The organism is Streptomyces cacaoi (assembly GCF_006539165.1).
GTDB classification, from domain to species: Bacteria; Actinomycetota; Actinomycetes; order Streptomycetales; family Streptomycetaceae; genus Streptomyces; species Streptomyces cacaoi.
The window spans coordinates 1-18,163 of the sequence record NZ_BJMM01000076.1 but is presented as its reverse complement, the minus strand read 5'-3'; the positions used below and the strand labels follow the sequence as shown (position 1 = coordinate 18,163).

The window sequence follows — 18,163 nt, the reverse complement described above, 5'->3', positions numbered from 1 at the left end:
CCCGCGGAGCGGGTTATGCCCCCCCCGGGGGGCATAATGAACGAATTGCGCAAGCGCAATTCGATTTCCGCCGCAAGCGGCGGAAAAGGATTCCGCAAGCGGAATCCTGAAATAGAAAGCAATTCGCGCAAGCGCGAATTGCTGGGCACCCGCGCAAGCGCGGGTGCCTTGGCTGGCTACGGGGTGATGCATCACGCGCGGGGCCTGTGTAGGGCTTGGGAACCTCAGCTACCACCCCTCGGCAAGAAATTTGACGGGCCGTCAGCCCTGGCAGATGCCAGCTCACCGTGGTGACGGGCTCCGCTGCGCTCCACCCGAACCCCTCCCCCGCTCTCGAAACGGGTCCCGCTCACGCTCACCGATACCTCGCTGACATGTCCTGCGAACCGTACGCGCGGGGGTGGGAATCAATCACGTTTCATTTCACAAATGGGGAACCACAGCGAGGATGATGCATCATGAGCCGTGTCTGTGTAGAGTCTGGGACCAGACACCACCACCCCGGCCCGCCACTCACCGCGCGGACTCTCACTCCTCTTACGGTCGCGTTCCGCGAAAAGGAGCAAACGAAAATGGCCGTGAAACTGCGTGAACACCAGATTGAGGCTGTAGCCGCCATCGTGCGCGGCCTCGATATCCCGCCGGGCGGCATTCCTTGGAATGGTCTGCGCGGGCAGGTGCACGCCGCGTGCGGAACGGGGAAGACCATCATCGCGGCGGCCTCCGCGAAGAGGATTGTGCCCAAGGGACGCGTTCTCGTAGTGGTGCCGACCCTGGACCTCCTGGCGCAGGCCGTGAAGGCGTGGAGCGGGGTCGGGCACAAGGGGCCGGCGGTCATGGTGTGCTCGCCGCTGGACGATCCGGAGCTGTTCCACCTGGGTGTCCGCTCCACCACGAACCCCGTGCAGCTGGCGCTGTGGCACTCCACGGGGCCGGTGACCATCTTCGCCACCTACGCGTCGCTGGGCGTGCTGGTGGAGGCGTTCGAGGGCGCATACGGGCAGAAGCTCGCGCCGGTGGATCTGGCGGTGGTTGATGAGGCCCACCGGACGTCGGGCTCGATGGGTAAGGCGTGGGCGGACATCCACGACCAGGAGAGGATCCCGGCGCGCCGCCGGCTGTACCTGACGGCGACGCCGCGGATCTGGGAGGAGCGGCTGAACCACCAGGTCGCCGAGGGGGTGCGTGACCCGCTGCCGCGTGAGATGGCGGCCTCCATGGACGACGAGAAGGTCTTCGGGCCGGTCCTCTACAAGTTGTCGCTGGCGTCGGCGGTGTCGCGTGGTCTGCTGGCGCGGTACCAGATCATCGTCCTGGAGCTCCAGGACCCGGTCGTGACGCCTGATCGGCTGATGGGCGGGGAGCGGCACAGCGAGAAGGTTCGCGGGGAGCGTCTGGGGGCGCTCCAGGCCGCGCTGCTGCACACGATGGCGCAGCACAACCTCAGCACGTGCATCACCTTCCACCACCGGACCATAGAAGCGCAGGCGTACGCTGAGGGTCTTCAGCGGGTTGCGGCGAAGCTGCACGCTGACCAGCCGGAGACGTACCCCGCCCGGATCTGGGCGGACTGGCTGTGCGGCGAGCATGTCCCCGAGCGCCGGCGGGAGGTGCTGGGCGGGTTCGGGTCCACTGCCCGGCGTGCGGTGCTCTCCAACTGCCGTGTCCTGGGTGAGGGTGTGGATATCCGGGCGGTGGACTCGGTGGCTCTGCTGGACCCCAAGGGTGCGCCGCACGACATCGTGCAGGCGGTCGGGCGCGCGCTGCGCCAGAAGCCCGGGCAGGGAAAGCTCGCTTCTTTGATCGTGCCGGTGTTCCTTCAGCCCGACGAGGTGCCGGAGGACCTGTTCACTTCTGGCTCGTACCGGCCTTTGGTGAAGGTTCTTGAGGGGCTGCGGGCGCACGATGAGGAGGCCGTCGAGTTGCTGGCCATCCCGCAGGCTGCTCAGGAGGGTGTGGCTCAGCCGTCCGAGTACATCGGGGCTGCGCCCGGGGAAGGTGAGGAGGAATCGCGTCTGCTGCTGCGGTTTGCGGCTCCGCGGGATCCGGTGATGGTCGCGGACTGGGTCTCTTTCAATGTGATCGACACCGAGCGGCAGGACTGGGCCCGTGGCTGGGCCAAGCTCAAGGAGTACGTGGAGCGTGAGGGCCACGCCCGGGTCCGCTACGAGCACAAGGAGGGCGCGTTCCCGCTCGGGCAGTGGGTCGCGGAGCAGCGGCGTGCGTACGGGGCCGGGCAGATGACCGGCCGGCGCGCGGCGCGGCTGGAGAAGCTGGGCATGGTCTGGTCGGCGGGCGATGCGCGGTTCCAGGAGAACCTGGCAGCGGCCCGTGTGTACTCCCAGGAGCACTGGACGCTGTGCGCGCCCCGGACCGCGGCCGCGCTCGGCAAGCCGGTCGGGCAGTGGCTGTCCAACCTGCGCCGTCCCGGCACGCTGGCTGAACACCCGGAGTGGGAGGCCGCGTTGAGGGCGGTCGACGAGGACTGGAACCCGCCGTGGCCGGCGGTCTGGCAACGGCACTATGTGGCGCTGCGCGAGATGGTGCGCGAGGAAGCCGGCCTGGCGGAGGTCCTGCCCGGCGTCACCGTCCACGGCATGGACATCGGGAAGTGGCTGGCCCGGCAGCGCAAGCCCGAGGTGTGGGCGGCTCTGGCCGACGGGCAGCGCCAGCGCCTGGAGGACATCGGCGTCGCCCCGCTCGCCGCTCCGGCCCCGGTGGAGCCGGACGAGTCCGCGGAGCCTTCCACGGCGCCCGTGAGCGCCTTCGAGAGAGGCGTTGCGGCCCTGGACCGGTACAAGGCCCGCACGGGCTCTGTGAAGGTCCCCAGGGGCCACGTGGAGACGTTGCCGGACGGGACGGAGGTCAAGCTCGGAGTCTTCCTGTCCAACACCAAGACCAGGCGCGCGAAGTTGACCGTCGACAAGCTCGCCGCGCTCGCCGGCCTCGGACTGGAGTGGGCGGCCACGGAAGGAGCCGCGCGATGAGCGCGAGCGACCAGGAGGCGGCGAAGGCGGCGGGTGCAGGACGCCGTGCGGCGGCACGCGCGCACCAGGGCCTTCGCGGAGGCGGAGGACGTCATCACCGCTGTGCTTCCCTGGGGGTGCAGAAGGCGCGGGCCCGGGTGAAAGCGGCGGAGGATGGAGCTGGGCATGGAGCTGTGCGCCCGTCTCCAGAGGTTCGAGGACCGCTACGACCAAGCCGTGGCGGAGGGCGCAACGCGGCCCGGCTCACCGGACTCTGCGCGGGCAAGCCCGGCTGTTGAGGGCGGATCTGCGTCCTGCCCGACGGGCACGAGACCTCCATGGAGGAACCGCGCTGGGGCCGCAACAGCGAGGGCCGGCCGATCGCGTGGGTGGGCAGCGCACCTGACGGCTGGTGAGCGGCGACGGTGAGACCGGCGACAGGACCCCGGGGCGCACGTGCGCCCGGGGGTCCTTCGCTGTCCGGGAGCGGTACCGGACTCAGGGCCTGCACGCGCTGGGGCCGGTGCTCGGGGCCTCTGGGCTGCGGCATCGCCCTGGTGTGCGTGTAGGCCCTGGGTCTTGGGGTGCTCCCCCGGCGAGTTACGTTGCAGCGGGGGCAGGGTCGGTGAACGAAATCGGTTTGCCGGTGGCCCGGGCATAGTCGATTTCCCTGCTCGTGGACTCGCCAATGTATCCGCCAGGGTTGACGATCAGAACTCGGTCTGCCAGGTCGATCTTGCGCAGGTGGAGGGCGTCCAGCGTCTTCTTCTGCTTGTCGGTGATCAACTCGTCTGCTTCACCTGGCGCGACAACAATGACCCCGGCGAGGGTCAGATCGCGATTCACCGTACGTATCTCGTCCATGAATCGGGTAGAGCCGCAGATGCAGACGATTTCAGGTCGGTCGGGCACAGCTCAGCCCTTCTCTCGAACGGGGCACGCCCGCGTGCACGTTGGTACTGCAGTCGTCAGCCGTCGGCTCGTTCCTTCTCGATCACATTCATCCTGCGGGCCATATCGCTCTGCGCGTGGGTTATCGAGTCGATGCCACGGTCGAGGCCGGAGCCATCGCCGGGGCGCACACCATCCTCAGCGAGAGCAGCCTCTCTGTGGCGCACGAGGAGGCGTTCCAGGGCGGCTGGTTGACCGGGGTGCGGTCCGTGGCCAGTCAGTTCCTTCGGATCGCCGACCAGCGGGTGCCTGCTGTGCGTCCCGCGCACCAGGCCAGGGTGAGCGCTGTGGCCACGATGGTGAGGCCGATGGGTGATGCGGTCGGTGTGGTGATCCAGGGCAGGCCTGCGAAGAGGATGGCCGGCACGTGGTGGGTCGTGCGGGCTTTCGTAGCGGTCCGCCACGCCAACACAGTCATGGTGGGGCCCAGTTGGCCGATCATGCCGGCGCCGAGCGTGCTGATTACGGGTAGGGCGATCGGGAAGGTGGGGAGCCAGGTGAGCGCGGCGAGTAGCAGGGCCAGGCGTCGGTCGGTCCTCGCGGGTTCGGCCGCTGGTGGCATCAGCACGACGGTTGCCAGGAGTGGCAGCAGCCAGGCGGATGCGTGCGCCTGTGCGGCGAGCAGCGCCATGGCCAGTGCGCTGAGGGCTCGGGCCCGGGGCCAGTGGCCGGTGCATGCCAGCGCTCCGGCCGCCAGGGTGGCCAGGCAGACCATCAGGCCGCCGATGCCGGGGAGCGGGGCCGTGTCCGTGTCCCGGATGGCTTCGGCGGCTGTCGTCGTTGCCTGGGATGCGGTGAGGGAGGCGGCGGCCGCCAGCGCGTACGGGGCGGTGGTCAGGGTGAAGCGGCCGAGTGGTTGGTGGGAGGTGAGGGCGGTGCGTATGCGTAGGGCGTGGGCGGCGATGTCGCAGTTTTCGCGGCGCCGGGTGTGTGGGTTTGCGCCTTCGGTGGCGTGCCGGTAGAGCTGCGTGATTTCGTCGCCGTGCTCGGCCCGGTAGCGCCGTGGGTAGAGGGCCAGGATGCGGGGGGCGGGTTGTGGGTCTGTCGTGTGTGTCATGCGAGGGCCTCCGCCGTGCCGCTGTCTGTTGCGTTGTTCAGGCGGCGGGTGGCTTCGCGTGCGGTGGCGGCCAGTCGGCGTGCTTCCTCGGTCAGGGTTTGGCGTCCTTGGGCGGTCAGTGTGTAGGTGCGGCGCAGGCGGCCTTCGACTCGTTCTTCGGCGAAGACTGCGATGAGGCCGTCGGCTTGCAGGCGTTCCAGGGCGCCGTACAGCGTGCCGGTGCGCAGTTTGACCCGGCCTTCGGACATTTGTGTGATCTCTTGGCTGAGGGCGTAGCCGTGGCGGGGGGCGTCGGCCAGGGCGGTGAGGATGAGCAGGGTTGGTTCCTGGAGCGGTTTCTTCCGTTCGGTCACCCCACGCACCATAGTCCGTTCAACTGACTATGGGAAGCGGGTCGCGCGCCGGGTGGGTACGTCTGGGCGGGGCCGTGGTGCGCCTGTCGCCTGCGGCCTTGCCCGCCGGGGGGTGGGGTGTGCGTGACGCTCGGCGTGGCAGGCCGGGCCGGCTGGGCCGGGAGTGCGCGCAGCTGTGCTGTCCGGCGTACTTCCGTCCCGCCTCCCCTGGCAGACCGGCGTACTCCTCAGCCGGGATCTGGCCTGCGTACCGGGTGGATGGGCCGTGTCCGGCTGGGCCCGGCCTCCGCCCCCCGGCCGGTTCTTCCCGGCGCCGTGAGGATGTGTCCGTGCGGTCACGAGGTCTCCGCCCGCATTCGGTAGCCGTACGGCTGTTCTTTGCGGTCAGTGGGTGAACATGCGCCGGTAGGCCGTGGGCGTGGTGTTGAGGCTGCGCCGGAAGTGCAGGCGCAGGTTGGCCGCCGTGCCGATGCCGCACGCGCGCGCGACCTGTTCCATCGAGTCGTCTGTCGTCTCCAGCAGTTCGCGCGCCTTGCCGAGGCGGGCGTTCAGCAGCCACTGCAACGGCGTGGTGCCCGTCTCGGCGGAGAAGCGGCGCATGAAGGTGCGGGGGGAGACGCCGGCGTGCCGGGCGAGCATGCGCAGGGTGATCGGCTCGTCGAGGTGGTGCAGTGCCCAGTCGCGGGTGCCGGAGAGGGATGTCGGGCCCGCCTCGGTCACCGGTGCCGGGATGTACTGGGCCTGTCCGCCGTCGCGGTGCGGCGCGGCCACCAGGCCGCGGGCGATGCGGTTGGCCGTGGCGGCTCCCAGGTCGCGGCGCACGAGGTGCAGGCACAGGTCGATGCCGCAGCACACTCCGGCGGATGTGAGTACGTCTCCCTCGTCGACGTAGAGCACGTCGCGCTCGATCGTGAGGGACGGGTAGCTGCGTTCGAGTTCGTCGATGTGCAGCCAGTGCGTCGTGGCGCGCAGGCCGTCCAGGAGGCCTGCCGCGGCCAGGACGAAGGCGCCGGTGCAGATGGATACCATCCGGCTGCCTTGTTCGCGTGCCTGTCTCAGTGCGTCGCGTACCTCGTCCGGGAGTTCCGTCTGCGGCCGGCTGCCCGGTTCGTGTCCCGGGACGATCACGGTGTCGGCGGTCGGCACCTGGTCCAGGCCGCCTCCGGTGGTCAGGGAGAAGCCGCCGGTGGTCGCCACCGTGTCGCCGAGCCCGCACACGGTGGTCGTGTAGGGCGTCTCCGGCCGGGAGTTGAAGATCTGTGCGGGGATCGACAGGTCGAGTGGTGTGACGCCGTCCAGGGCCAGGATCGCGACCCTGTGCGTCGGTGCGGCGGGTGGGGCGGGTGGGGCAACAACCGGCATGGCAATATTCTAACGATAGGGGGCAAGGTTGCCACTCACCTGGTCACAGGCCTGCGTGCCAGCCTGGTGGGCATGACAGGAACGGCCTCCAGCCAGGTGGGCACCGAGGTGACCGCCGGCCTGACCGCGCTGCCGGACACCCCCCTCGCGGGTGCTGTCGTGCAGCTCGTCAAGCCGGTGGTGCCGCTCCCGGTGTTCCACCACAGCATGCGTACCTATCTGTTCGCCCGCCTCGTGGCCGCGCGCCTGGAACTGGCCGCGGGCCAGGACTACGACGACGAGCTGCTGTTCACGGCGTGCGCGCTGCACGACATCGGAGTGGCCCCGGACGGACCGCACACCCAGCGGTTCGAGGTCGAGGGAGCCGACCGGGCCGCTGCCTTCCTCATCGACCGCGGACGCTCCGAGGCGGACGCCGACCAGGTCTGGCAGGCCATCGCCCTGCACACCTCCTCGGGCATCGCGGAGCGGCGCGGTCCACTGTGCCTGCTCGTGCGCGAGGGTGTCGCGCTGGACTTCGGCGGCCCGATGGGCAACGCCTACGCCGGCGTGCTCAGCGACGCACAGGCCGAGGTGGTCCACGCCGCGTATCCGCGGCTGGAGATGATCCGCTCGCTGACCGACGCGATCGTCGCGCAGGCCGCCAAGAACCCGCAGAACGGCCCGCGTTACACGATCCCGGGTGAGTTCCTGCGCGAACGCCGCACCTACGGCCGGACCCGGATGGAACACGCCTGCGGCTCCTCCCGGTGGGGCAACTGACCCGCTCTGCCCGGCCCGTACGGATCCGGGCGCCCAGCAGGCCGCCGGCCCCCGCAACTCCGACAGCCCCGACAAGCCCCGACAGCCCCAGTAACCGAGAACAGGACACGCCCTCATGGCCATCCACCGCGTAGAGGTCCCCGACGGTTCACCGGTCTTCGGAGAGACCACCAGCGCCTTCGCCCGCTTCGGACACGCTCCCGCGGTCCGCTCGAACGGGCTGCTGTTCATCTCCGGGCAGATCGGCCGCCGCGCCGACGGCGTCCCCGGGAAGACCGCCGAGGAGCAGACCGAACTCGCCCTCCGGCGCCTGGAGGAGATCCTCCGGCTGGAGAACCTCGGCTTCGCCGACCTGGTCGAGGTGACCAGCTATCACGTCGACATCCGCGAGAACATGGCCGGCTTCCTCGCGGCGAAGCAGCGCCTCGTCAAGGAGCCCTGCCCTGCCTGGACGATCATCGGCGTGAGCGGGCTGGCCGGCCCCGAGCTCCTCGTCGAGATCCAGGCGACCGCCGCCCGTCCCGACGGCACCGCCCGCTCACACCACCCCACCCCAGGGTCCGGGGGCGATGCCTGACCCCTGCCTGGTCCGCGGGCCCCCTTTCGGGTCCCTGGGCCTCCCCCTTTCGGGTGGGCACCGGGGTGAGCCACCACGCCCAGGACACCGCCGCGGAGCGCCGTCCTGGCCGTCCGGCGCCCCCGGCTCCGCCCGGCCGGTGCGGCCGGTGCGGCCGGCGCCGGTGCCCGTCCCGCTCCCGCCGCGCCGAGCGCGCCGGCACCGCTCCACGCGCTCTGTGCGGCCCGCCGGCGCTTCTCCCCGGTCACCGGGTCACCACCACGGTCGTCTTCGGCGTGGACGCCCTCGCGCGCCCGACCGCGCCGCCCCCGAGGGGAGCGTCGACACGCCTCGGCCGCAGACCTGTTCTGCTTGCGGGGCTTGCACTGCGGGCCGTCGCCATGGCGGTGTTCGCCACGGCGACGGCGTCGGCGACCTGCTCGTCGGACGGGTGCCGCAAGGCATAGCCACCGGCATCGACCCGGGGGGGGGGGGCTGGGTGCGGCCGTACCGGACATCGACCGCGCACGCGGCACGCGGCACGCGCGCCAACTGGGCCGTGCCGGGCCTTCGTTCCGGCGCCGGCGCGCTGCTGTCCGGCCTCGTCGTGCAGTACCTGCCGGCACCCGCGCACGTGGCCCCCTGGTGGTCCGGTGGTCACCGGGGTCCTCGCCCTCCCGGCCACCGGGGTCGCCGTGCTGCCGGCCGCCGGGCACCGCGCGCCGGAGCCGGGCTCCCCGCTCGCACCCGAACCGGCGGTGCCGACGACCGCCGTCATGCCGACGAGCACCAGCGGGCGAAGGGAGACGGTGCCCGGAGTGCCGGCGGCGGGCGGCGGGCGGCGGGCCGGTAGTTCAGTAGTCGAGGTCCAGGTAGTCGATGTCGTTGATCGCGACATCCGAGAGCCCGACAGCGCGGCTGCCGCCGTCCTGGAAATACACTTCCCTGAATCCCTCGGCGATGATCTGGCGCATCTGCCGGTCGCCGGCCCCCTCGTTGCGGGCGGTGAAGAGGCGCTGGGCGTAGTCCGGGGGGAGGTGCACGGTGAGTCTGCGGAACCGTCCGTCGTCGGTCGTGCCGATGGGTGCGGTGTAGCCGAACCGGGCCCGGGTCTCCACCGTGATCCCGCCCGTGGTGGCAGCCTGCTTCTGCCGGCGCTTGCGCACCAGCGGCTGCCACCGCTGCCGTACGGCCTCCTCGATCGTCGCGGCGATGTCGGGGCGGGCGTGTTTGCGGGCGCCGCGCCGGTAGCGGTTGACGGAGTCGGCGGTGACGCCGATCTCCTGCGCGACGGCCTTCGCGCTGCCCAGTTGCCGGATCAGGTAGCCGATCTGGCCCTTCAACGTCTTGGGCGGCTGTTTGGTGAACGCCTCCCGGTCGGCCCGCTCGATCGCGTCGTCGATCTCCCCCACGGTCTACTCCCCTCCCTCCAGGACGGCGTCGCCGCCCTTGATGTGCCGGGCCGGGTTCAGCCCCTGCTCCATCAGGTCCACCGCCCACGCCATCGACTGGACGCCCTCCGGCTTCGCCAGACCCGGCGTCGGCCCGAGGCGGAACCCTCCGGGCTGCGGCTTGCCGGAGGCCGCATACGGCAGGAAGTCCAGCGGGCTCGCGCCCGGCGAGGGGTAGACGACGCAGTCGGAGAGCACCGCCAGCGGGAACAGGCCGGTCATCTGCGCCATGTTGCGCAGCTTGCGGTGCATGTTGACCCGGGCCTTGGAGATGACGGCGGCGCGGATGTCGGGGCGCCAGGTCGGCCGCATCATGGCCGGCCACGGCTCGCCCTCCGTGTAGTGCTTGCCCTGCGGGTTCTCGAACAGCTTCCCGATGCCGCCCTTCACCGTCGCCTTGATCGCGGCCAGCACGGCGGCCATCGCCGGGTCGACCTGCTTGTGCCGCTCCATCGCCGCCAGGAACTCGGTGTCGTCCAGGTCCCGGGTGACGCCGAGGTCGGCGAGGGTATCGACGTAGGCGGCCTTGAGCCGGTCGTGCCACGGGTCGAGGAATGCGCCCTTCTCGCGGCGCAGGTACGCCTCGGCCGGGGCGACGTTGTGGCCGAGTTCCTGGGCGTAGGCGACGGTGTGTGTCTGGTACCAGGCCGGTCCCGCCGGGCGGGTGCCGTCCGGTGTGAACGGGCTGGGCAGACGCGGATCCAGCTCGATGTGGGAGAGGTCGACCAGCCACGAGCCCGGAGTTTTGGGATCGAAGGCGGGGTTCACGACGTGCACCGGCTCCGACAGGCCGACGACCAGGCGGGCCGCGGCCGCCAGGAACGCGGTGTTCAGGTCCAGGCCCACCGCGAAGGGAAGCAGGCACTCCTCATCCGTGAGCGTGTCCACGTCCCGCACCCACTGGTACGCCTCTTCGTGCAGGAAGCCGCCCTTCCACCCCATGCGGTGGAGCGCGGGATGCTCGGGCTGGCCCTCCGGCGGCGCCGGGTCCATCGGCTGGGTGCCCAAGCTGCCGGGGTTGTGGCCGGGGACCCAGTTCCCCGTCCCGGTGTCCCGTACCGGCTTCGTGGGCGGGCGCAGCGCGGTCATCAGCTCCAGGCCGTTGACGGCCGTGGACCCGCGCGGGGTGATGACCCGCCGGGCGTAGACGCCGAGGACGCGGGCGATGTCGGCCGGGGCCATCTCCGCCACCCCCGGCCAGGACCGCTCATCGAGGGCGTCCCAGGGCAGGATCGCCAGCTGTACGCACTGCCGCTCGCGGCTCTGGGTCTTGCGGTAGATACGGGGCCAGGGGCCGAACCCGCGCTGGGTGAGCTGCCACTTCGCGCGTGCCAGCTGTTCGACGACCGGGTGATCGTCCGGCAGACGCAGCAGGCGGCGTTGTGCGTGGCCCTCCAGGCGCTCGGGCAGCCCCAGCTTCACCGCGGCTGCGGCCGTCAGCACGATCAGCGGGTCGGAGTCCCTGCCGTGCCGGTGGAGCCTCGGAGCACCGAGACCGGACTCGGTGAGGGCCCACTCCACCAGCCCCGGCACGGTGGTCGCCGGACAGTCCAGCACGATGCCGTCGATGCCGTAGGCCGAGCCGTCGCCGTCGAGGACGGCCAGCGGGCCGTGCGGGAACCGCGGATCACTGACAGGCTTCGCAGGCTTCCCGGCGTTCTTCGCAGGCTTCCCGGCGTTCTTCGCAGACTTCGCAGTGTTCTTCGCCGCCGGCCGCCGCGACGGCGCCGCCGCACAAGCAGCCGGACGCGCGGCCGGGCGCGGGTCCGGGTGCGCGGCCGGACGGGTGGAGGGCCGCGGCACGGCCGGGGCGGCGGGAGCCTGAACCGGCGCGGTGACCCCCGGCCCAGGGGCAGGAGCAGGGGCGGGTGCGGGGGCGGCCGGGTCGGTGGACGTGGCCGGCACCTCCGGCCGCGGCGCACCACCCGGGGCAGACAGGCCAGCGGCCGAGGCAGCGGCCGGGGCGGCGGGAGCGCCGTGCACGGGGTACTTCGCCGCCCAGCCCTCAAGCAGCCGCTGGTACGCCTCCAGACGCGGCGACTTCGGCTCGGAACGGCCGTTCTCCCAGTTCTTGACACTCTGTGTCGAGGTCTTCAGCGCGGTCGCGAGGCGGGCCTGAGTGATACCGGCGGCCTCACGCAGCCGGGCCCGCTCTGCCGGAGGCGGGAGCTGCGGCTCCTCCTCCAACAGCGCGTCAACCGACGCGAACAGCTCTTCCTCGGATGCCATACCCCCGCACACTAACAGGCACTTACCCTCGGATTTAGCCCATCTTTTTACTCACCCGGAGTGCGTGTCCGGCGTGCCGGCGGACCAGGAACGCTCATTCCCACAACAGCCGCAGACCGGGCGCGCCAGACCCACAACTCACCGCAGACGGCGCCAGGTTGGCCACCCGGCCCCTCGCGCCCAGGAAGGCCTCCCCGGGCGCCGGTGGGAACACCGGCGCCGGGCCCGCCTAGGATCTCGGCATCCGCGCTGGCGTTCCCAGACGGACACGACCCACCGGCCACGGGAGACACTCATGCATCCGGCTTCGCCCCCACCCGCCGAGAGCCAGGCCGGCTTTGGGCCTCCCGTGCCCGGCTACGGCCCGGCCCCCCTGCCCACCAGCGTGCGGGCGGCCAGGGTGGTGGCCTTCACGATCGCGGTGCTCGCCGTCGCGGTCTCCGTGCTCGCCGGCCAACTGGACGGCCCCAGAACGGCCGGAGCGGTCCTGGGAGCAAACCTGCTGAACCTGGTCATCGGCTGCCTCGCATTCCGCTTCGCCTCGGGCCGCAGCGGAGTGAGGGTCACCTGCATCATCCTGGCCGCCCTGCAGATCCTCTTCACACTCGGCGCCATGGCCCGCACAGCAGGCAGCGGTCTGCTGCCCCTGGCAGCTGACATCACTCTGATCGTCCTCATGACGCAGTCCTCGGCCAAGGCATGGTTCCAGCGGGACAGGTAAACGGCACCGACGGCCCCGGCACCGACACCCCGGGCCCGCCCCTCGCACCCGGACCCTGCACCCTGTCCCCTTGCCCTCGGCCGGCTGCCGTGGACGCCCGGCCTGGGCGCGCCGGCACAAGACCGGTGCCACGACGGCAAAAACGGCGCGGTCAGGCCCGTCTTCTCTTTGACCTCCTCGCGCTCGGCCAGTTCCTGACAAGTAGAAAGATCGCTGGCGTCACCGACAAGCCAGTACCGGCACGACATCCGGTGATGTGCACGTTCCTGCGAAGCCGCCGCCGGCAGCCGCCACCTTGGCACGGTGAAGGCGTTCCGGGGCCCGGACGGAAGAGCCCAGCGGCGAAGGCCGGCCGCGCGCCAGAGAGCATGCGGCCCCCCCTTCGCTTGCCAGGCCCGGCAGCCGCCCACCAAACCCCCTCGCACGCGGCGCTGCGGACGAAACGTCAGACGAAAGCACGGCGCACCTGGCAGCAGCGATATCCCCGTCGGGCCAGGACAACCAGCCCCCCCCCCGGGGTCATCGCGGTCCGGCTCGGGCTCGGGACGCTGGAGCACGATGGTCAAGGCAACAGGAGAGAGCGCCGGCGCAGGCGTGGAGAGCAGCCCTCGCCAGCCCGCTGCACGGCCGCTCAGGAGAGAGAGCGCCGGCGCAGGTGAGAGCGGCCATCGTCAGCCCGCTGCACAGCCACTCACCGGACACGACACCACGCCCCCGCCCGGATGCTTGCGGAACAGACCCGACCAGCCCAGGAAACCCCTGCACTCCTGGTGGCTTAAGGGAGTTACGCGGCTCGGCATCCGGCCCCACACACTCAACGCCTGCCCCCGACGCCGGCCTCCCCCCACCGGACCGGACTTGCGGTCCTTGGCATCCGGCACCACACGCTCACCCCACCCGGTTCCGCAACCACCCCGCCCACCCGGCACCGGGAGAAGAACACCCGTGATCACACTGGGAGCGCTCGCCCTCCCCCTCGCCGTCATCGGCACGTACATCGCCTACGAACACCCCGCGGCCGCCACACCGATACCGGTCGGCGCCGGCATCCTCACCGCACTCACCGCCCTCGCGGGCCGACGCCACCACAACAACACCTGACACATGCGGCCCCGGGCACACTACCCGGGCCACACCCCCGGTTCCGTCCCCACCGCCGGCGGGCTTCCCACCCACCGGCCCGCCCCAGCCGGAGCTGGACTCGACGCCCCCGGGGCCAGGCACCTCATGGCCGGCCGCCCCTCCCCTCCCGCGCCCTCCTCAGCACAATGGCTGAACGGGACGGAGACGACCCCGCGCCCGGTGGCGCCGACTGGTCGACACACGACGGCAACAGCGGGGCGAGCAGTAGCGCCTCGGAATTTCCGGCAACCGGGCCCCGCCGGCTGGCTGGGCGGGCCACGATGAGCGGATGACGACGCATTCCCGCCAGCCCGTCATGCCCTCATCCGCACGTCCACGGATCCCGCCTGCCAAAAGGCGACCATACGGGCTGTGGCCTTGTTCACCGGTTTCGACAGCGGTTGTTCAGTGCTTCGGGAGGCACTGGGCCGCGGCATGTTCGATGGTCACGAGAAGCGACAGCACCCGCGCATGCCGATCAGGCCGTTGCCGCTCCAAGCAGCCGCGAACTACCGGATGCTCACGCGGGCGCGGGTGGTCGGGGCGATGGGGAAAGCGAAGGCGTCGAGCTCGCCGGAGCGGCCGACGGTGGTCTTGGTGAGGGTGCGGCACGAAAGGCGGGCAGGTCTCGGTCCTAGCGGTCGGCCGTCGGCGTGGCTGTCGGGTGCCACTCGCGGCGGAGGAGGCCGAAAACCCAGGAGTCGGAGACGTCGCCGTTGACGACGCAGTCCTCGCGGAGGGTGCCTTCGCGGACGAAGCCGAGCTTTTCCAGGACCCGGGCGGACGCCACGTTGCGGGTGTCGGTCTCGGCCTGGACGCGGTTGAGGTCCAGGGTGCCGAACGCCCACTGCAGGAGGGCGTGCGCGGTCTCCGTGGCGTAGCCGTGGCCCCACGCGGCGGCGTCGAAGACGTAGCCCAGGGATGCGCTGCGGAAGTCCGGGTTCCAATTGGTCAGGCCGCACCAGCCGATGAACGCGCCGTCGCAGACGCGGTCGACAGCCAGCCGCGCTCCCGTGCCTTTCTCCTCGATCGTCCGGCAGGTCGCGATGAAGTACTGGGCGCGCGCCGGTTCGGTCCACGGCGGGGAGTCCCAGTAGCGCAGCACCTCGGCGCTGCTGTGCAGCGCGTAGAGCGAAGCTGCGTCGGCGTCGGTGAACGGCCGCAGTCGCAGCCGGGTGGTGTGCAGCTCGGGGGCGGACAAGGACATGCGGAGCATCCTGCCGCGTCACGCTCGCCCCCGGCCATCGGTTTATCCGGGGCGAGGGCCGGACCGGCTACTTCCGCCGCAGCCACTTCAGTTCCCGTCCCCGAGGTCTCCTCGTTCGCCGAGCTGAACGAGATGGTCGAGCAGTGGGACCGGCAGGATGATGCCCGCCGCATCGGGCCGAGACCCAAGACGGTCGCCGAGTGCTTCGCGCGCGAACAGCCGTTGCTGACGCCGCTGCCCGACGAGCCATGCGAGACGGGCCGGATTGTTCACGCCGCGGGTCGACCGCTACGGCCAGATCCCGGCCCGCACCAACCGCCGCTCAGCCTCGATCAGGCTGATCAGCAAACAGGTTCGGGCCGTACCGCACGCTTGTCACCCGGTCGTTCACAAACCAGAACGTGGAAGTGGCCCGGCCCGAACGCCTGGGCGCCAGGGCACCGTCCGCCTGGATCTGGACCACTGCCCGGAGGGCCCTGGCCTGCAATCCCGGCGCCTTCCCCGGCTCCGCTCCCTCGAACAGGCCCGCCAGGCAGGCAGGTTCACACCCGTCCATGACACCTGGTGGGCCCAGGCCAAGAAGATCCACCGCGAGAGAGACGGCACCCGGACCTTGATCGAGATGCTGCTTCTGGGCCGGCACCTTGCCCTCGAACACGTCGTCGCCGGCCTGGCCACGGACACCGCCGCGCTGGCACGGGCCAAGGCCGGCCGACCCCGACCACCACCCCACCTCAAGGAGCGGGCAGACGCTGTCCGGGAGAAGAGCACTCCGCGCGGAAGGAACGCTGTGAGCGCGGGCAGCGCGCTGGCGGCAAGAGAAGCGCTGTGCGCAGGAGAAGCACTGCGGACGAGGGGGGGGGTTGTGCACGGAAGGGATGCTGTGGGCGGAAGGAGGCTGTGCGCAGGAGAGGTGTCGTACAGGGCAGCGCACAGAGGCAGGCCGCAGGCGCGAGCCCAACCGGCTCCCGCAGGCCCCCCGGGGCCGTCTTCCGGCCAGGCACTCCAGGGACACGGGGAGTTCCGCGGCCAGACAGCGGCAGACACCCCCCGGCCTCCGGGCCCCCGGGGTGCACGCCGGAGGGACTGCGGCATGCACGACGCCCACACGCGACCAGCCAACACCACGACCGAACGCTGCAACAGCCAGGCCCGGATACGCGGACCCACCGGGGGCACCCGTGACACCGGGAACTCGACCGCAGCAACAAGAACGGCTCAACAGTAGGAAAGGGACTGTGGCGACACGGCCCGGGGTGTTCACGTTGCCGCACACGGCCAGGGAGCGCGCGCCGCCACACCGGCCGGTGACAACGCACCAGCCGCCATGACGGCAGCCCGCCCCTACAGCCGCTGGGACGAGCCGCCATACCGGGCATACCCGGGGCTGTGCCAGCAGGCGCAGCCACGAGTACACCCGGCAGCCGTACCGACCCGCCGCGCCCCTGGGCAGGCTTCCGCAGATTCCATGCCGCGAATACCCCAACTCCCTGCGCACACACAGTCATCAAGCGCACACTGAGAGAGTGCAGCCACTTGAGGACAACGTGCCCGCCTACCGCACCATTCGCGTCGCCGTACCCGAGGACCCCGCCGCAGCGCAGGCAGAAGAAGAAGCACAACAGGCCCGCGAACGCTTCCCCGACCTCATGGGCCTGGAACCGGTCTTCGGCCTGGCGCAGGAACGCGAGGCCGGCGGATGGAGCCTGCACGGGTACTTCTCCAACATCTACCCCCAGCAGGCCCGCGACTCCCTCGGCTCCCACCTGCGCCTCCTCGCCCAGCAAGCCGAACAGGACGGCGACGAGGCCGCACACGCACAACTCCAGCACGCCGCAGACCGGCTCGACCGGGAACGCGTGGACGAAATGACCGTATGCGGCATCCGCTACCGCGTAGTACGCGCCGAACAGATCATCCGCTCCGGCCCCGAAGGCCCCGAACCACCCCGCAACAGCGACCCCGACCCGGCCGAACCCGGCGAAGCACACCACGTGCCCGACCCCACCAAAGGCTTCGTCATCGACCCCGTCCTGCCCACCAGCCCCGCCCAGGCCCTCCTCAAAACAGACCTCCTGCGCCTCACCCACCTGACAGGCGCCACCCCCCACGCACAACGCGACGCAGCCACCGCACGCCACCACCACCCCGGCGCAGCCCTGCTGCCCACCACCTACTGCCTCGCCGAAGAAGAAAACGGACGCTGGCGCCCCAGAACACGCCACGCCACCACCCCCCAAGACGCCCGCGACACACTCGCCTACTCCCTGCGAGTACTCGACCCCGTCATGAAAAACCTCGACGAGACCGAACGCGCCGCCTACCGCGAAGCCGCAGACCGCCTCGACGCACAACGCCCCTCACACTTCCACTTCACCGGACGGCACATGCGCATCGTCCGCGTCGAACGCTTCATCCGCATCGGCCCCGACGGCCCCGAAGGCCCCCGCCCCTCCGACCCCGACCCCGACCCACCCATCCTGGTCCAGGACCAACAACTCCGCGAAACCGGAGAACTCCCACCCGACAACGAAAACACAGAACCCGACCTGCCCCCCGACATCACCGCACGCCACAAAGAACTCTTCCGACTGAGCATCCAAGAAAAAGAACGCCAGGAAAAACTGACACAAACCCGGCAACAGCGCCAAAACTAAAAACAGACAACACCCCGCCCTCAACCCGAGACGCTCATAGAACCGGCTGGCTGCCGCACGATCCGGCCGGGAAGGTGAGATTCCTCGCCCGTCCGCCGGGCGGGAAAGCCCCGCCTACGGTCGAGTAGGACGGGACAGTCGGCCGCCCTGGGCACAGCCGGCCACTACAGTGGCCGCGGCCGGTCACCCCGGCACGACGACGGTGAGAAAACTCCGGTGAGACACCCCTCCAGACCGGAAAAGCAGACCGACGAAACCGGGACACCCATCAACAGGAACGGGACACCCGAAACCGCAGGCAAGGGCAAGGGCGTGGGCGTGGGCGGCCCTGACGAGACAGCGGAACCGGCCGGAGGCTGGCAGACAGGCGGCAGGACCGGCTGAGCCGCGGACCACACCCCTTCCCCGGACAAGCGAGGTATGCGGGACACCGGGCACGAGGTCCCGATGACCAGCCAGCCAGCCAGCCAGAACCACACAAACCACAACTCCACCCACCCGCACGCCCGCACGAACCGCACCCGCACCACAAACCGCAACAACACACCAGGAACAGACAGAAGACAACGAACTACCTACCCGCAACACAGGACCACAAGTCCCAGCACAGACCAACCAGAAACCAGACCCCACCCCCACAACCCCCACCACAGGACGAACAGAACCCAGCCCATCACCCCGCCACCACACCCATCAACGCCCCAAACACACGCAACCCGCCACCGAAGCGACCGCGGCCGCACACCCCAACACAACAACACCGAGACAA

General features: G+C 70.6%; 13 protein-coding genes. 6 read left to right on the top strand and 7 right to left on the bottom strand.

Features of this window, described 5'->3' with window-relative positions; all coding sequences use genetic code 11:
- The first annotated feature begins 572 nt into the window (after positions 1-572).
- Positions 573-2,987 carry a DEAD/DEAH box helicase gene (locus tag SCA03_RS32605; RefSeq protein ID WP_086816376.1) on the top strand — a complete coding sequence of 805 codons (2,415 nt, stop codon included), beginning with the start codon at positions 573-575 and terminating at the stop codon, positions 2,985-2,987.
- Positions 2,988-3,566: 579 nt separating this feature from the next.
- Here the strand turns inward: SCA03_RS32605 and SCA03_RS32595 are convergent.
- From SCA03_RS32595 to SCA03_RS32580, 4 genes are all read right to left on the bottom strand, one after another.
- The gene (locus tag SCA03_RS32595; RefSeq protein ID WP_212766863.1) at positions 3,567-3,830 is read right to left on the bottom strand and encodes a hypothetical protein; all 264 of its coding nucleotides are present in this window, start codon (positions 3,828-3,830) and stop codon (positions 3,567-3,569) included.
- A gap of 304 nt (positions 3,831-4,134) precedes the next feature.
- Complete coding sequence (locus SCA03_RS32590; protein WP_141275823.1) at positions 4,135-4,974, bottom strand: hypothetical protein; 840 nt, start codon at positions 4,972-4,974, stop codon at positions 4,135-4,137.
- A complete protein-coding gene (locus SCA03_RS32585) occupies positions 4,971-5,339 on the bottom strand; it encodes a PadR family transcriptional regulator (protein ID WP_086816381.1) in 369 nt (122 codons plus the stop codon). The genes SCA03_RS32590 and SCA03_RS32585 overlap by 4 nt, the downstream gene beginning before the upstream one ends.
- Positions 5,340-5,711: 372 nt before the next feature.
- Complete coding sequence (locus SCA03_RS32580; protein WP_086816383.1) at positions 5,712-6,689, bottom strand: GlxA family transcriptional regulator; 978 nt, start codon at positions 6,687-6,689, stop codon at positions 5,712-5,714.
- Between the two features lie 72 nt (positions 6,690-6,761).
- Here SCA03_RS32580 and SCA03_RS32575 point away from each other — a divergent pair, with 72 nt between their 5' ends.
- Together SCA03_RS32575 and SCA03_RS32570 are read left to right on the top strand one after the other, a co-directional pair.
- Positions 6,762-7,451, top strand: coding sequence for an HD domain-containing protein (locus SCA03_RS32575; RefSeq protein ID WP_030892419.1), 690 nt, complete (start codon positions 6,762-6,764; stop codon positions 7,449-7,451).
- Between the two features lie 115 nt (positions 7,452-7,566).
- Positions 7,567-8,028, top strand: a complete 462-nt coding sequence (locus SCA03_RS32570; protein ID WP_086816385.1) for a RidA family protein — start codon at positions 7,567-7,569, stop codon at positions 8,026-8,028.
- A gap of 833 nt (positions 8,029-8,861) precedes the next feature.
- On the opposite strand, the gene tpg is transcribed toward SCA03_RS32570, so the two are convergent.
- Both tpg and tap read right to left on the bottom strand, forming a co-directional pair.
- On the bottom strand, positions 8,862-9,419 hold the full coding sequence (gene tpg, locus SCA03_RS32565) for a telomere-protecting terminal protein Tpg (protein ID WP_086816387.1): 558 nt from the start codon (positions 9,417-9,419) through the stop codon (positions 8,862-8,864).
- A gap of 3 nt (positions 9,420-9,422) precedes the next feature.
- The gene (tap, locus tag SCA03_RS32560; protein ID WP_086816389.1) at positions 9,423-11,687 is read right to left on the bottom strand and encodes a telomere-associated protein Tap; all 2,265 of its coding nucleotides are present in this window, start codon (positions 11,685-11,687) and stop codon (positions 9,423-9,425) included.
- A 295-nt stretch (positions 11,688-11,982) separates the two neighbouring features.
- Between tap and SCA03_RS32555 the strand changes: the two genes are divergently transcribed.
- Both SCA03_RS32555 and SCA03_RS35380 read left to right on the top strand, forming a co-directional pair.
- Positions 11,983-12,408: a hypothetical protein gene (locus SCA03_RS32555; RefSeq protein ID WP_030892400.1), complete on the top strand. Its 426-nt coding sequence runs from the start codon at positions 11,983-11,985 to the stop codon at positions 12,406-12,408.
- 945 nt (positions 12,409-13,353) lie between these two features.
- Entirely contained in the window at positions 13,354-13,509 is a 156-nt protein-coding gene (locus SCA03_RS35380; RefSeq protein ID WP_158102316.1) for a hypothetical protein, read from the top strand.
- A gap of 655 nt (positions 13,510-14,164) precedes the next feature.
- On the opposite strand, the gene SCA03_RS32550 is transcribed toward SCA03_RS35380, so the two are convergent.
- Entirely contained in the window at positions 14,165-14,737 is a 573-nt protein-coding gene (locus tag SCA03_RS32550; protein ID WP_086818020.1) for a GNAT family N-acetyltransferase, read from the bottom strand.
- 1,526 nt (positions 14,738-16,263) lie between these two features.
- Between SCA03_RS32550 and SCA03_RS32545 the strand changes: the two genes are divergently transcribed.
- The gene (locus SCA03_RS32545; RefSeq protein ID WP_141275822.1) at positions 16,264-17,394 is read left to right on the top strand and encodes a DUF5954 family protein; all 1,131 of its coding nucleotides are present in this window, start codon (positions 16,264-16,266) and stop codon (positions 17,392-17,394) included.
- Positions 17,395-18,163 lie beyond the last annotated feature (769 nt).